17 protein-coding genes and 2 pseudogenes are annotated in these 12,763 nt (G+C 56.6%); 10 read left to right on the top strand and 9 right to left on the bottom strand.

What is annotated here, in order from left to right:
• Both HX815_RS12545 and HX815_RS12540 read left to right on the top strand, forming a co-directional pair.
• On the top strand, positions 1 to 1,525 hold a 1,525-nt coding region (locus HX815_RS12545; RefSeq protein ID WP_177028339.1), incomplete at its 5' end, for an RHS repeat domain-containing protein.
• 2 nt (positions 1,526 to 1,527) lie between these two features.
• Positions 1,528 to 1,944 carry a hypothetical protein gene (locus HX815_RS12540; protein ID WP_003214727.1) on the top strand — a complete coding sequence of 139 codons (417 nt, stop codon included), beginning with the start codon at positions 1,528 to 1,530 and terminating at the stop codon, positions 1,942 to 1,944.
• 91 nt (positions 1,945 to 2,035) lie between these two features.
• On the opposite strand, the pseudogene HX815_RS12535 reads toward HX815_RS12540, so the two are convergent.
• Positions 2,036 to 2,164 (bottom strand): annotated as a pseudogene (locus HX815_RS12535) (helix-turn-helix domain-containing protein); the annotation flags it as partial.
• A gap of 45 nt (positions 2,165 to 2,209) precedes the next feature.
• Between HX815_RS12535 and HX815_RS12530 the strand changes: the two are divergent.
• From HX815_RS12530 to HX815_RS12520, 3 genes are read left to right on the top strand one after another with little or no spacing between them, the layout of a single operon-like run.
• A complete protein-coding gene (locus tag HX815_RS12530; RefSeq protein ID WP_177028338.1) occupies positions 2,210 to 2,458 on the top strand; it encodes an HNH/endonuclease VII fold putative polymorphic toxin in 249 nt (82 codons plus the stop codon).
• Entirely contained in the window at positions 2,455 to 2,859 is a 405-nt protein-coding gene (locus HX815_RS12525; RefSeq protein ID WP_083853234.1) for an Imm50 family immunity protein, read from the top strand. Before HX815_RS12530 ends, HX815_RS12525 begins: the two co-directional genes overlap by 4 nt.
• A gap of 32 nt (positions 2,860 to 2,891) precedes the next feature.
• A complete protein-coding gene (locus tag HX815_RS12520) occupies positions 2,892 to 3,350 on the top strand; it encodes a hypothetical protein (RefSeq protein WP_177028337.1) in 459 nt (152 codons plus the stop codon).
• An 88-nt stretch (positions 3,351 to 3,438) separates the two neighbouring features.
• Here HX815_RS12520 and HX815_RS12515 read toward each other — a convergent pair whose 3' ends face one another.
• Entirely contained in the window at positions 3,439 to 3,876 is a 438-nt protein-coding gene (locus tag HX815_RS12515) for a DUF3995 domain-containing protein (RefSeq protein WP_003214721.1), read from the bottom strand.
• Positions 3,877 to 3,969: 93 nt separating this feature from the next.
• On the opposite strand from HX815_RS12515, the gene HX815_RS12510 reads away from it, so the two are divergent.
• Together HX815_RS12510 and HX815_RS12505 are read left to right on the top strand one after the other, a co-directional pair.
• Entirely contained in the window at positions 3,970 to 4,359 is a 390-nt protein-coding gene (locus tag HX815_RS12510) for a DUF2946 domain-containing protein (protein ID WP_003214719.1), read from the top strand.
• 95 nt (positions 4,360 to 4,454) lie between these two features.
• Positions 4,455 to 6,581 (top strand): TonB-dependent siderophore receptor, encoded by a 2,127-nt coding sequence (locus HX815_RS12505; RefSeq protein WP_003214718.1) that lies wholly within the window; start codon positions 4,455 to 4,457, stop codon positions 6,579 to 6,581.
• 156 nt (positions 6,582 to 6,737) lie between these two features.
• On the opposite strand, the gene HX815_RS12500 is transcribed toward HX815_RS12505, so the two are convergent.
• The 3 genes from HX815_RS12500 to HX815_RS12490 form a co-directional block, all read right to left on the bottom strand.
• Positions 6,738 to 7,754, bottom strand: coding sequence for an ABC transporter substrate-binding protein (locus HX815_RS12500; RefSeq protein WP_008437166.1), 1,017 nt, complete (start codon positions 7,752 to 7,754; stop codon positions 6,738 to 6,740).
• Between the two features lie 123 nt (positions 7,755 to 7,877).
• Complete coding sequence (locus HX815_RS12495) at positions 7,878 to 8,075, bottom strand: hypothetical protein (protein WP_177028336.1); 198 nt, start codon at positions 8,073 to 8,075, stop codon at positions 7,878 to 7,880.
• Positions 8,075 to 8,524, bottom strand: coding sequence for a hypothetical protein (locus HX815_RS12490; RefSeq protein WP_177028342.1), 450 nt, complete (start codon positions 8,522 to 8,524; stop codon positions 8,075 to 8,077). Before HX815_RS12490 ends, HX815_RS12495 begins: the two co-directional genes overlap by 1 nt.
• A gap of 415 nt (positions 8,525 to 8,939) precedes the next feature.
• Here HX815_RS12490 and HX815_RS12485 point away from each other — a divergent pair, with 415 nt between their 5' ends.
• From HX815_RS12485 to HX815_RS12475, 3 genes are all read left to right on the top strand, one after another.
• Positions 8,940 to 9,194, top strand: a complete 255-nt coding sequence (locus HX815_RS12485; RefSeq protein WP_083853233.1) for a hypothetical protein — start codon at positions 8,940 to 8,942, stop codon at positions 9,192 to 9,194.
• Between the two features lie 141 nt (positions 9,195 to 9,335).
• Positions 9,336 to 9,566: a hypothetical protein gene (locus tag HX815_RS12480; protein WP_003214713.1), complete on the top strand. Its 231-nt coding sequence runs from the start codon at positions 9,336 to 9,338 to the stop codon at positions 9,564 to 9,566.
• A gap of 83 nt (positions 9,567 to 9,649) precedes the next feature.
• A complete protein-coding gene (locus HX815_RS12475) occupies positions 9,650 to 9,886 on the top strand; it encodes a DUF2789 domain-containing protein (protein ID WP_087694069.1) in 237 nt (78 codons plus the stop codon).
• A 4-nt stretch (positions 9,887 to 9,890) separates the two neighbouring features.
• Here the strand turns inward: HX815_RS12475 and HX815_RS12470 are convergent, their stop codons facing one another.
• The 4 genes and pseudogenes from HX815_RS12470 to HX815_RS12460 all read right to left on the bottom strand — a co-directional run bounded on the left by HX815_RS12470 (position 9,891) and on the right by HX815_RS12460 (position 12,464).
• Entirely contained in the window at positions 9,891 to 10,094 is a 204-nt protein-coding gene (locus tag HX815_RS12470; protein ID WP_003214710.1) for a hypothetical protein, read from the bottom strand.
• Between the two features lie 125 nt (positions 10,095 to 10,219).
• On the bottom strand, positions 10,220 to 11,440 hold the full coding sequence (locus tag HX815_RS12465) for a methyl-accepting chemotaxis protein (RefSeq protein ID WP_371135994.1): 1,221 nt from the start codon (positions 11,438 to 11,440) through the stop codon (positions 10,220 to 10,222).
• Between the two features lie 510 nt (positions 11,441 to 11,950).
• Positions 11,951 to 12,037, bottom strand: a pseudogene (locus HX815_RS31635) (outer membrane lipoprotein carrier protein LolA); the annotation flags it as partial.
• A gap of 22 nt (positions 12,038 to 12,059) precedes the next feature.
• On the bottom strand, positions 12,060 to 12,464 hold the full coding sequence (locus HX815_RS12460) for a TraR/DksA C4-type zinc finger protein (RefSeq protein ID WP_003214706.1): 405 nt from the start codon (positions 12,462 to 12,464) through the stop codon (positions 12,060 to 12,062).
• Positions 12,465 to 12,763: the final 299 nt, after the last annotated feature.

Below are 12,763 nucleotides of genomic sequence, written 5' to 3'. Positions count from 1 at the left end.
CCGCGAACACCAACGCCAGCAAGGCCAACTCCTCAGTCACTACCACTATGACGACCAGGGCCGCCTGCACGCCCACGCAATCACCCAACAGGAACAACGCTACCAGCGCCGCCAATACAACTACGACAAACGCGGCAACCTCACCCGCATCCTCGACACTCGAAAAGGTCAGCACGACTACCACTACGACCCACTCGACCGCCTGACTCGCGCCAACCACTCGCACGACCTGCAGGAACGCTTCGTCCACGACCCGGCGGGCAACCTGCTGATGCAAGACCGCGTAGGGCCCAGCGTCGTCAAAGGCAACCGGCTCTTGATGCAAGGCGACCGTCATTACGACTACGACGCCTTCGGCAACCTCCTGCGCGAACGCCGGGGCCGCGCTCAACAACTGGTCACCGAATACCGCTATGACTGCCAGCACCGCCTGATCGGCGTCACCCAACCAGACGGCACACGGGCCAGCTACCGCTATGACCCGTTTGGTCGGCGCATCGCCAAAACGATAAAAGGCCAAACCACCGAGTTTTTCTGGCAAGGCGACACGCTGATCGCCGAACACAGCGCCGATCACCACCAGAGCTACCTCTACGAACCCAACAGCTTCCGCCCGTTAGCACTGCTGAAAGGCTGCGGCCCTGAAGACGTAAAACCCTTCCACTACCAACTCGACCACCTGGGCACGCCACAAGAACTCACCGCGCCCGATGGCGAAATCGTCTGGTCCGCGCACTACCGCGCCTACGGCCAAATCGCGAAGCTGGACGTCAACACCGTTACCAACCCGCTGCGCTTCCAGGGCCAGTACTTCGACCCGGAAAGCGGGCTGCACTACAACCGACATCGCTACTACAATCCGGATATTGGCCGCTACCTGACGCCCGATCCCGTGAAGCTGGCGGGCGGGCTGAACGGATACCAGTACGTGCCCAACCCGACCGGATGGGTGGATCCGTTGGGGTTGAATACCTGTCCGGGAGGGGATGGGTGTAAACCAAGTGCAGGCGTAGAAAAACCGACTGCGAAAGTTGATGACAGCGAGCCGCCTCTACCCAAACAAACGCAAGCCGAGCGCCGGACAAAAATTGACGAGCTAACGGAGGCAAATGCAAAAAGGCGGGTATTAGAATTTGAAAAGAAATACGACATGCATACTGTAGTCAAGCATGGACCAGAAATACCGGGCAGGGCTATGAAGCAACGTGCGATAGATGGAACTAACCCAACCAATGGCAAAAAAGGAAAAATAAGTTCAAGCTCTCAATTTAAAAGTTGGAAAGTGCAGCTTCATGCAATCAATAAAGCTTTGTATAAGATGCAGGGTAAAAATCCTTCATCTACAGGTTTTGACAATGAAGGCAACCCAGTAGTCGTTATGGAGTTACCAGGAGCAGGACATGGATACAGGCCGAATAGTAAAGACAAACAAAATCCAAAATATTCGGAAAACATGAACAAAGCCGAAGTCCGGTTTGACAAAAACAACGTCAGCCGCCCCTTTACCGCATTCCCTGTGAGATAACAATGTTAAAGGTCCCATTTATAGATGCACCCTATGAGCCAAAGCTCTCTCACATACTGGGAGCGCTTTCGATATATGATCAAGAAGAAACTAAAGGCGAAGTACTTTGGCAATACAACCCTAACGACCCTGAGGATCGAGAAAAAATCATCAAGTCATTTATTTTAAAAGATCTTGAATATTTAACTTACAGACACCGACTTGTTTTAATTTCCGTTCTGAAAAAGGCACTTGAAAACCCCAGTACTGATTTTTCAAAAGAATTTGAAAGCGATCACGACAAACATATAACAATGGCTTGGGATGAAACAGAGATAGATGAACCGCGAGTTTTTTTTGAAGAAATTTATAGATTAGCGAGCAATGATTGGGAGGAGGAACTTCAAAAAGCGAGCGTTGAGGATCGGTCTACTTGGTAGTTCTAATATTTTTAGCGCCTACCAAATCGACATCGCAGGCAAGCCAGCTCCCACAGTTGAGCTGTGTACGTCAATGAAATGCCTGCCCCCCCTATCCCACCTGATGCAACCGCCCAGCCCGAAAATCCTTCGGCGACACTTCAAACTGCTTCTTGAACGAGCGACTAAAGTGCGCCGAATCCGTAAACCCCCATTTATACGCAATCGACGTAATCGACTCACTGATGCAGAGACCGGCCAAATTAAGCAGTTCAGACATATCAGAATGAAAGACTTGCAGAACAACGAGGTCCTTGACGAAAAAGGAAAAGTTATCCTTACTAGAGAGTATGAGTACACTCGCAACGACGGTTCAAAAGTTGTAATTCAAGAGCATAGTGCCGGACACACGTTTGGGGCACCTGGCGGTATAGGTGATCAAGGCGCACATTTCAATCTGCGCCCAATCAGCAATACTCGAACTGGAAAACTGCCTGGCGCAGACGATCACTACTACTTCGAGGTGAAAAAGTGAAATTCTGGAACGATTTTGACGGAAGCATTTTATTCAACAAAGTGTTCACTACCCCCATACCCATTGGAGAAATCACTTTATTCTCAGTAGACATCAATAACGATCACTCACACATCCACATAGCATTTGACATTTCTGAAGTCCCTGACAATCCACCTTTGAAATGGGTTACAGCAGGATTCAACACTTGCAGATTAGGGTTGAGTTGCGGCGGCCTTAGCGACGTACTAATAAAAAATATACCCAGCACTCAAAAAATGAAACTCACCATCGAAAAGCATGAAAGCTATTTTTTGGTTCGTGCTCAATCATCTAAGTCTTTGATCGAACTCAAAACTAAACATCCTTCGCTTTGCGGCCCATCGGTCTATACAAATGACCCTGAATCAGCATGCTATTAGTAAGGATCTAGCTAGCAACAGAAACGACTACGATGCTAAATACAAAACCAAAAACAGCGCCTTATCACAAATTTGACAACATAAAAAAACAAAATCTAGAAACCCTAATTCATGAGTACCTCACTCAAGTCGAAAAGGCGACCATTTTACTTGAACAAACGTTCGGAACAAAAAACATACTCCAGCTATGGCGCAGCAAAGAAATCCCGCAAAGCGGGAGGATCACTGACAACATCTCCTACGAACTACACGGAATTGGCTGCAGAGTCGATTTTTCCGGAGTATGTATTGATTTCGACTACGGCCCAAATGAAAGAGTGGACGGCTTCGACCCGTGGCGGCTTTACATTTACGCATGCGAAGTACCACACCGTTACAAAAAGTACACCAACCAGAACACTCTCAAACTAGAATTCAATAATTATGTAGCGCAAGGAAAAGCACAAAAAATCACTGACTCCATGTCCAACCTATACTTCCTGAATCCTTGACCCTGCTCACCCCCTGACCAGCTGTCGCCAGGCGAACATTCGAGTTTACCCAGCGTAAAACTCACTCTTTCGCGGTAAACACTCCCCCTCAACTCCACGCCACCACCAACAACCCCGCCCCCAACACCAAACACAGCGGCGAGTAAAAAAATGTATCCAGCCGCGCAAACCGCGACCCGCCGACCTTCTTGAAAAAACCCACCAGCTCTGAATCCCCAATCGCCCGGGCAAACATCACCAGTGCTACTGCACTAATCCCCCACTGCAACGCATGGTTGGACACCGGCTCGAAATACAGCCCGGCCCGCAAACACACCAACACCGCAATCGCCACCAACCCCACACCCACCAGCAACGTTCCCAGTGCCGACGGCTTGAACGCCGGTCGCGGCCCGCTGGCGAATTCACCCGGCAGCTGCGGAATAGCCGCCGTCACACCCAATTTGCCGCCGGCCGCCCAGTACAAATGCACCAGGCTGATAAAGCCAAAAACCCCGACGATCCATCGCGCGACTAAAAAGCTCATGGCTGGATATCCTTGGAAAAGTCCGAGAGAGGATAGCCTTCTTGAGATTTTTTGCAGGCAATTCGTCGGCGGCTGATGGTAAAGTGCCGCCCCATGAAACTCGCCCGTACCGACCGCTCGCTCATTGCCTGGATGCTCTACTGCTGCGTCCTGTTCAATGTGTTCGCCTGCAGCATCGGCCACGGGCAAATGGTCGGGATGCAGCTCAACGGCATCGGCGGCCAGTTCTGTACGGTGGACCCGCGCACCCAGGCGCCGGCGCCTTACAAATCCACCGATGAATCCCTGCCCACGCTCTCGAAAGCCTTCGGTTGCCCGCTGTGCTCCACCGGCGGCATGGGCCCGGCGCTCAACTCCAGCCTCAATGTGGCGGTGCTTCCGCAACCCCATGCGCCGCCGCCCGCCATCGTTGCCAGTGCCGACATCCCTGCCCGCTTCACCTGGCCTGCGGCTAATCCGCGCGCCCCGCCCGCCTTCGCCTGATACCTGCGCTTTTCTGATTGGCCCACGCGGCTGCCTCCCCCGGGAGTGCGGACGGCACTGGGTTGTTTTCAAGCCAAGTTTTTCAGGATTCAACCATGAAACATTTACCCCTTTTGGCGGGCCTGTTCGGCTGCCTGCCTGTCAGCACCTGGGCGATTGAGCTGGCACCGACCACCATTGATGGCGAGCAAACCGGTGATGCCGGCCTGGCCCTGGATCAGTCCAGTGGCATGGCCTCGCGCCTGGGGCTGAGCGTGCGGGAAACCCCGGCGTCCATCAGCATTGCCAACCGCAATGACATCGAGCGCCGAGGCGCCAAGACCTTCCAGGACGCGGCCAATACCCTGCCCGGGGTCAACGCCAGCGCGCCGCCGGGGTTTGGCGGTTTCATTTCCTATCGAGGGTTTACCAGCAGCCAGATTACCCAGATGTTCAATGGCGTCGCGGTGTCCGGCGGCCTGGCTCGCCCCGTGGATGCGTGGATTTATGACCGGGTCGAACTGGTGGGCGGGCCCTCCTCGCTGATCAACGGCGCCGGCTCCGTCGGTGGTTCGCTGAACTACGTGACCAAGCTGGCCACCCGTGAGGAACAGGCCGCCGAAGGTCAGCTCACCTATGGCAGCTACGACACTGCCGGAATGGCCTTCGGCCTGAACCACGCCCTGACCGAGCCGGGCGCCGAGGTCCAGCATTACGCGCGCCTGGACGTAAGCCGCAACACCAACCACACCTATATCGATCGCCAGCAGCGCGATGCCTGGAGCGTGGCGTTTTCCCTGCTGAGTGATTTCACCCCGAACCTGTCCCACACCCTGGCCCTGGAATATCAGGACGAACACGAGGACAGCCCCTACTGGGGCACACCGGTGCTCAACCCGAAGTCGGGCGAGCTGAAGATCGACAAACACAACCGCTTCAACAACTACAACGTGGCCGACGGTCGTTATGAGCAACGCACGATCTGGGTGCGCTCGATCATCGACTACCGGATCAATGACAGCACCACGCTGAAAAATACCCTCTATCACCTCGACAGCCAGCGCGACTATCGCAACCTGGAAACCTACCAGTACAACGCTGATAACAGCGCAGTGAATCGCTCGACGGCCTATCAGGTACGGCACCAGGGTGAGCAGAACGGCAACCAGTTCGAGCTGCGCCATGACGACACGTTCTTCGGCTTGAGCACCACGTGGTCGGGCGGCTTCGAGTACAGGGTCAACAGCACCACCAACAATCCGTTGAATGTGGCAGGCAACAGTACGGTGGACCCGAACAACTATGATCCCGGGCATTTCTATGACATCCCGGGCACCAAGCCCGGTTTCGATCCGGACAAGACCAACGCCGTCACCACCAAGGCATTGTTCCTCGAGAACCGCCTGGGCCTGACCGACAAGCTGTCGTTGCTCACCGGCCTGCGCTACGACGCGATTGACCTTGAAGTCACCAACCACCGGGATATCACCGCCAGCAATCCGCGGCATGTCAAACGCAGTTGGGAGCCGGTGACCGGGCGGATTGGCCTGACGTATCAGTTCATCCCGCAAGCCAATGTCTACGTGCAATACAGCACCGCCGCCGAACAGCCGAGCAGCACCACCCAGGTGTTCGATGTGTCCACCGGCAAGCAATGGGAAGTGGGCAGCAAGTTCGATTACATGGACGGTCGCGGCTCCGCCACGGTGGCCGCCTACCGGATCGAGCGCAAGGACTTCGCCGTCACCGACCCGCTGGACCCGACCAATAGCATTCCGGTGGGCGCGCAGACGTCCAAGGGTATCGAGCTGGCCAGTTCGTTGCGGGTCACGCCCAAGCTATTGCTGGAGGGCAACTACGCCTGGGTCGATGCCGAATACGAGGACTTCAACGAGAAAACCGCCAGCGGTGCCGTGGTGTCGCGCAAGGGCAATACGCCGACCAATGTGCCCAGGCAGGTGGGTAATCTGTGGCTGACCTATGACTTTGCGGAGGATTGGCAGGGAGGTGTGGATGCGCGGTATGTGGCGTCGGTGTACGCCGATAACGCCAACACCCTGACGGTGCCGGCCTATACCTTGTTCGGGACGTTTTTGACTTACAAGGTGGATCAACACACCTCCGTGACGGGCCGGGTGCGCAACCTGACCAATGAGGTGTATGCCGAGTTTGCCCATGTGTCGCCGGCGTATTACCTGGGGTCGCCGAGGACGTTTGAGCTGGCGGTGCAGACGAAGTTCTAAAGCGCAGCAAGTTTCAAGGCAAGAATGAGGTCAGTGTGGGAGCGGGCTTGCTCGCGAAAGCGGTGAGTCAGTCAATACAAATGTTGGCTGAAAAACCGCTTTCGCGAGCAAGCCCGCTCCCACATTTTTGATCGCAATCGGGCTGTTATATCGGTGTTACTTCAGGCTGGCTTCGACCTTCTGCGCCACATCCTCAGTCAGCCACGCCTTCCAGACTTCCGGATGATCCTTGAGAAATGCCTGGGCGACTTCTCGCGGCTGGCTGTGCTTCTCGCTCATTTCGGCCAGCGCCTTGTTCAGCGGCTCGATCGGAAAGTCGACCTTGGCAAAGAACTCGGCGATCTGCGGATGCTCCTTCTGGAACGGCGTGGACACTCCGATGCTCAGCTTGGAGGCCAGGGAACGTGTAGGTTTCGGGTCAGGATTGTCTGCATCGGTCAGCGTCTTCCACGCCTCGGCATCAAATGGCGGCTCTTCCAGCTGGATCAGCTTGTAGCGCCCCATCAACGGTGTAGGCGACCAGTAATAGAACAGCACCGGCTTGCCCCGACGGATCGAGGAAGCAATCTCGGCATCCAGCGCAGCACCCGAGCCACTGCGGAAATTCACATAGCTGTCGTCAAGCCCATAGGCCTTGAGCTTTTGCTTGTTGACCACTTCCGAGGTCCAGCCAATCGGGCTGTTGAGGAAACGGCCCTTGCTCGGTGCTTCCGGGTCCTTGAACACGTCCTTGTAGCGCGCCAGATCCTTCACGCTGCGCAGGTCCGGCGCGAGGGGCTTGATGCCTTTGGCCGGGTCGCCCTTGACCACGTACTCCGGCACCCACCAGCCTTCAGTGGCGCCCTTGACGATATCCCCAAGACCCACCACTTTGCCTTCGGCCTCGGCCTTGACCCACACCGGGCTGCGGCCGGCCCATTCTTCGCCGATTACCTGGATGTCGTTTTTCGCCAGGGCGGTTTCCAGGGTGATGGTGGTGCCGGGCAAGGTGTCGGTGGGCAAGTCATAGCCCTTTTCGACAATCACCCGCAGCACCTCGGTGATCAGGCTGCCGCTTTCCCAGTTCAGGTCGGCAAAATGAATCGGCGCCTGGGCCGCTGATACCGGCAGCGACGCCACCGACAGACTCAGGGTCGTCAGTGAGGCTGCCAACAGTGCTCGAATTCCTTTCATGCTTTGCACCTCATGCCTTACAGCAATCGCGAATGGCTTTGCTGTAACACCGCGAAGCCTCTGAATACTTAAGTCAACTCAACTGTAGTAGAGGTTCCGGGGAACATGGCAGGTTGCCGGTTTTTACGCAGGATTGTTCAGCCGCTGCAACTCGCGGCGCACCATGCTGGCGAATTCGGCGGGCTTGAGTTCATACAGTTGGCCGGCGACCCAGCTTAACCAGGCGCCCTGTAACTCGGCCTTGCGGGCAAACAATTGAGCCGCCGTGGCTTGGGCATCGAGCAGGTGCTGCTGGTGGAACTGCGCCCTACCCTGGCTCATTACTCGCTGGCCTTGAAGGTCACGAGTTCACCCTTGCGCCATTTGGCGGCCTTGCCGGTGACGGCCTTCAGGGTCTTGGTCAGGCCTTCTACCAATTGCTCATTGGCGGCAAACACCAGCATCACGCTGTGGCCTTCCTTGAACACGATGCCCTGGCCTTCGGCCGAGGACACAAACGCGTAATCGCCCAGGCCATACACCGTCAACTTGATATCGCGAAACTTCAGTTCGAACTTGCCGCCTTCGCGGCTGGGCAATACAGCGGCCCGGAAATGATCACCGACCTTGAGTTCCAGGCGCGGCTTGTCGTCCACCACCAGTGCCGATTCGGTATCGATCTCGGCGATGTAGATACCTTCAGGTGTCTGCTCAGTGACGTAGACGAAACGGGATTGAAACTGCTTGACCAACTTTGCGCGCAAATCACCCAGCACGAATAACGCGTGCATATCCAGATTACTGACTGCCAAGGAAACGCCCCCACATCAAAAGGGTGCTGTCCGCCCAAGCGGGCAGCACAAAAAAACGGCCGGAAACGGCACGATCACACAACAAATCCACTGATAAAAACTGAAGAAGATCACGCTGCCAGGCCATGAGACTAGTACAGGCGTGCCCGACGCACCTTACGCAGGTCGCCAGGCGTTGCAGGAAATCACAGGTTTAACGACCAGAGAATACTGGCCGACCCACTTCAGACAATAACCCTTTAAAAAATGCAGTTTCCGACATCCAACACAGAAAATAATGCTTTGGATGGAACCGGACGCCGGACACTGACGACAATACTAAAACAGCAACACGGGTCAAAACCACTCGAAATACTGCAAGCGGGTACGCAATGTCGATCGACAGGAGCTGATTATGCAACGACCTCAACCGATTGCCACACCTTCGAACACAGGTTCATCTTTTATCGATGACGGGCAATTCTACTCCCTATACACCCACGACAGTTGTCTGCATTCGGCGCTCTATCGGGTAGTCCCCGCCGGGAGAAACTTTTTCCATATCCTTGAAGTGCCCAGTGGGCGGATCAAAGGTTTTCGCAGCGGCCATAGCCAGGCCTGCGAACTGGCCCGACAGCTGGAAGCCATCCTGCAAGCGCCACACGGCTGAGGCGCGGCTGGCGTTTCGTCATCTGGTTGACTTTACTGCGCCGCCAGCGCGTAACAACTGCCATACTGGTCCGTCCATTGAGATTTGTGCCCTTGCGGTTCAGGTTTCATCAGCGCAATTACCTCCAAGGGAAGGCTATACGTGACGGAATTTGATATTGGCGAATTTTTCATCCATGGCGAAGCCAGGGAAGTAGACGGTGAGTTCCAGGCCGTGATTGTGATGCGGGCCAAGGCTCCCCTGACCACCGTGACGACTCACCAGGTAGAAAAGGACCGCTGGTTCAAAACCGTGGACGCTGCCAACACGGCTGCCAAGGAAGCCGCAAAAGCCCTTAAGGCCGCCGTTGATTCCGGCGCGCTGACCTCCTGATTACCCGGCGCGACAATCCGATCGAACTCTGTCCCGCAACAACCCTCCCATGCATACGATGATCAGCCCGCATGGAGAACGATATGGAAGCGCAGACCTACACCCTCGAAGACCTGTTTGAACAACTTGGACTGGAATCGTCCCCCGAGGCGATTGACGCCTTTATCGGCAAACACACCCTGCCCAATGACGTAAAGCTGATTGACGCGGATTTCTGGTCACCGCAACAAGCCCAATTCCTTAAGGATGAACTGCGTGAAGACGCAGTCTGGGCGATCGCGGTCGACGAACTGAACCAGCGCCTGCACCAGCAACCCTGAGCCTTCAATGCAGGCTGTCTGACTGCTCCAGGTGCAACAGCGCCTCCCAGGCAGCCCTGCACTCTTCAGCCTCATCGCGACTGGCGAACGCCGTGCCGCGCTGCTCGCCATTGAGCAACACTACCCAACAGGCCTTTTGCCCCAGCGCACGCAGGGTGGGCGGTACGCCACTGCCAATCATCACAGCCACATCGACTTTGGTTTGCATGGAGCGCCTCCGGAAAATTAGTTAGCTGGCTAACAATGTTCGCCATGCTACGGTTTTCTTCCAGTTGGAAAAAGCTATCCCCGGAATAGCTCCCTTGCATTACCTGCAACAATCGCCCTCGTGGGTCAGCGGCCCTCAGGTCTGTAGCCCAGGCGCAAGCCGCCCCAATGCCGGCCATTGACCGTGATCGGCACGGACAAGTCGTGCATCAACTCCCCGGTATCGCGGGTGTAGGTCTGCAACAACACCGCCTGCTGGTGGCTGCCGCAGCGGATTCCCGTGCGGTCTTCAAACTTGCGCTTGGTACGATTTTGTACCGCGTCCACTTGGGCATCCCCGGTCAACATTTGGGAAAACACCTTGTTGTGGGTCGGCACATAACCCTGTGGCGTGCAGGCGATGGCGAATACCAGGCCCTCATGCCGGGGCAACAGGGCTTCCTGGATGGCGGGCAGCACCTGGTCGGTGTAGCCGTCAAAACGCGTGTGGTACTTGCTTGGCCGCGTGTTGGGAATGGCGGTATAGCTGCGGTCGAACAGGTCATCGAGGCTGATGCGGTTTTGCAGGACGTCGGCTTCAAACTGCGCGGCAATGCGGCTCGCGCCTTCGCGTGCCAGGTCATAGATGCGCTGGTGGTAGTCATCCAGGCCGACCTCGGCGAGGCGTTCACTGATGGTTTCGGCCTGGCCTTCCATTTGTACGGCGGCGGCAGCCAACTGTTGGGTCTGCTGGTCGCTGACGGTCAAATCGCTGCGCATCTGCTCCACTGCATGGAACAGGCTGTCGAGTTGGGCGCGGTTGGTGTCGGTGCCCTGGGCGATTTCATTGACCTGGCCTTCCACATCCGCCGCCAGGCTGGCGATGCTGTCCAGTTGCTCGCCGGCGTGCTCCACCTGCTCTACACCGGATTGCAGATCCGCCGACAATTGCCGGATCTGCTCCACCACCTGGGCGGTACGCTGCTGGATATCCGCCACCATCACCCCGACTTCATCGGTCGCCGTGGCGGTTCGCCCGGCCAGGCCACGCACCTCGTCGGCGACCACCGCAAACCCGCGACCATGCTCACCGGCCCGCGCGGCTTCAATCGCCGCGTTCAAGGCCAGCAGGTTGGTCTGGCTGGCGATCGACTGGATCACCAGGGTGACGCGCTGGATTTCTTCGCTGCGCTGGCTCAAGGCCTCGATCAATTGGCGGCTGTCGTTGGCGCGCTGGCTGAGCTGGTGCATGCGGGTGATGGACTGCGCCAGCACTTCACGCCCTTCGGTACTGCGCTGATGGGCCTGGCTGGCCGCGCCGAGGGCCTGGCGGCTCAGTTGCGAGGTGACCTGCTCGGTGCCGATCATCACTTCGGCACTGCTGACGATCTGCTTCGCCGCGCCCAATTGAGATTGCAGCCTGGCCGCCAGTTGCTTGACCGAATAGGCCACGCCGGCAGCAGACAGTGCGTTATGGCTGGTGGTGTAGGACAGGTCGCGGGTCAGCTCGCCGATTGCATCGGTGGCTTCGGCCGGTGCGGCATTGTGGGTGCGATGTTTCAGGCGGGGCAGCCAGATCAGCAGCAGGGCCACCGGCAGGCACAGGTAAATCGAGAGTTGGGCGAACGCCAGGCCCAACAGCAACAGCACCAGGGCGGTACTTTGCAGGAGCGGCGTCAACCAGCCGGGCAACTGTCGCGCCACCACGGGTGGTGACACTGCTGCGCCCATGAGAGATCCGTCTCCAGCCATGTTCGTTACCCCGCTGCTTGTCGTTATTGTGACTGCATTAGACGCCACTATGTGGCCATTATCCATGGGCCTTTAGTGGGGGGCTTGCAGCAGATCAATAGACAGCGGTAATACGGGCGAAATCTATGTAGGAGCGAGCTTGCTCGCGAAGAACCTGAGAGCACCGTTGGGTATCAGGTTTCCCGCGTTATCGTGAACGACCTTCGCGAGCAAGCTCGCTCCTACACGGGGGGCATCAGGCTTGACGCTGGTGCTTGTCGATTTGCTCGTGGCGCTCTTGCGCTTCGATGCAGTACTTGGTGGTGGGGCTGATCAGCAGGCGCTTGAGGCCGATAGGCTCGCCGCTGTCGTCGCACCAGCCGAAGGAGTCTTCCTTGATACGGCCCAGGGCCTGCTCAAGTTGCGGCAGCATGCGCTGGTCGCGGTCGATGGCGTTCACCAGCCAGGTGCGCTCTTCTTCGACAGAAGCAGCGTCGGCCGGGTCTGCCGGGGTGTCCAGGCTTTCAATGGCGATGCGGTTCTGCTCGATGCGCTCGTGGTGTTCCACTTTCATGTCCTGCAACAACTTCTCGAAAAAAGCGTGCTGCTCGGCATTCATGTAGTCATCCGCCGGCATGGCCAGCAACTTTTCCTTTGTCATTGATTTCTCTATAAAAAATACGTGCATTAAGGCGAATAAGGGAGCGTTCCGGCCGACCTCTGCAGGTCTCGGAAAGGCGCCGTCCATTTCAAGCGCCACCCGGCACTCAATTTACGAGGGGCGGCAGTCTAAGGCCGACTTGAGGGCTCAGCAACTGAAATGACAGGCATTTTTTCCAAGATAACCCGCAAAGGCACCAGGACGGGCTCGGCGAATGGTCATCGGAGTGCGTTTATAGCAAGAAATTCAGTGTTGTGGAGCTATATAGAAGACAAACGGTTAAATGTGGGAGCGGGCTT

It is taken from the genome of Pseudomonas sp. E6002 (genome assembly GCF_013385565.1).
Classification (GTDB): Bacteria; Pseudomonadota; Gammaproteobacteria; order Pseudomonadales; family Pseudomonadaceae; genus Aquipseudomonas.
The sequence above is the reverse complement of the archived record's forward strand: the minus strand, read 5'-3'. Positions and strand labels throughout refer to the sequence as shown.

Excerpts from the sequence above, each read along its gene's own strand:
- HX815_RS12500 (WP_008437166.1), bottom strand. The coding sequence starts at position 7,754 with ATGAAAGGAATTCGAGCACTGTTGGCAGCCTCACTGACGACCCTGAGT.
- HX815_RS12530 (WP_177028338.1), top strand. The coding sequence starts at position 2,210 with ATGAAAGACTTGCAGAACAACGAGGTCCTTGACGAAAAAGGAAAAGTT.
- HX815_RS12520 (WP_177028337.1), top strand. The coding sequence starts at position 2,892 with ATGCTAAATACAAAACCAAAAACAGCGCCTTATCACAAATTTGACAAC.
- HX815_RS12490 (WP_177028342.1), bottom strand. The coding sequence starts at position 8,524 with ATGCACGCGTTATTCGTGCTGGGTGATTTGCGCGCAAAGTTGGTCAAG.
- HX815_RS12515 (WP_003214721.1), bottom strand. The coding sequence starts at position 3,876 with ATGAGCTTTTTAGTCGCGCGATGGATCGTCGGGGTTTTTGGCTTTATC.
- HX815_RS12510 (WP_003214719.1), top strand. The coding sequence starts at position 3,970 with ATGAAACTCGCCCGTACCGACCGCTCGCTCATTGCCTGGATGCTCTAC.
- HX815_RS12540 (WP_003214727.1), top strand. The coding sequence starts at position 1,528 with ATGTTAAAGGTCCCATTTATAGATGCACCCTATGAGCCAAAGCTCTCT.
- HX815_RS12475 (WP_087694069.1), top strand. The coding sequence starts at position 9,650 with ATGGAAGCGCAGACCTACACCCTCGAAGACCTGTTTGAACAACTTGGA.
- HX815_RS12485 (WP_083853233.1), top strand. The coding sequence starts at position 8,940 with ATGCAACGACCTCAACCGATTGCCACACCTTCGAACACAGGTTCATCT.
- HX815_RS12465 (WP_371135994.1), bottom strand. The coding sequence starts at position 11,440 with ATGATCGGCACCGAGCAGGTCACCTCGCAACTGAGCCGCCAGGCCCTC.
- HX815_RS12470 (WP_003214710.1), bottom strand. The coding sequence starts at position 10,094 with ATGCAAACCAAAGTCGATGTGGCTGTGATGATTGGCAGTGGCGTACCG.
- HX815_RS12495 (WP_177028336.1), bottom strand. The coding sequence starts at position 8,075 with ATGAGCCAGGGTAGGGCGCAGTTCCACCAGCAGCACCTGCTCGATGCC.
- HX815_RS12505 (WP_003214718.1), top strand. The coding sequence starts at position 4,455 with ATGAAACATTTACCCCTTTTGGCGGGCCTGTTCGGCTGCCTGCCTGTC.
- HX815_RS12460 (WP_003214706.1), bottom strand. The coding sequence starts at position 12,464 with ATGACAAAGGAAAAGTTGCTGGCCATGCCGGCGGATGACTACATGAAT.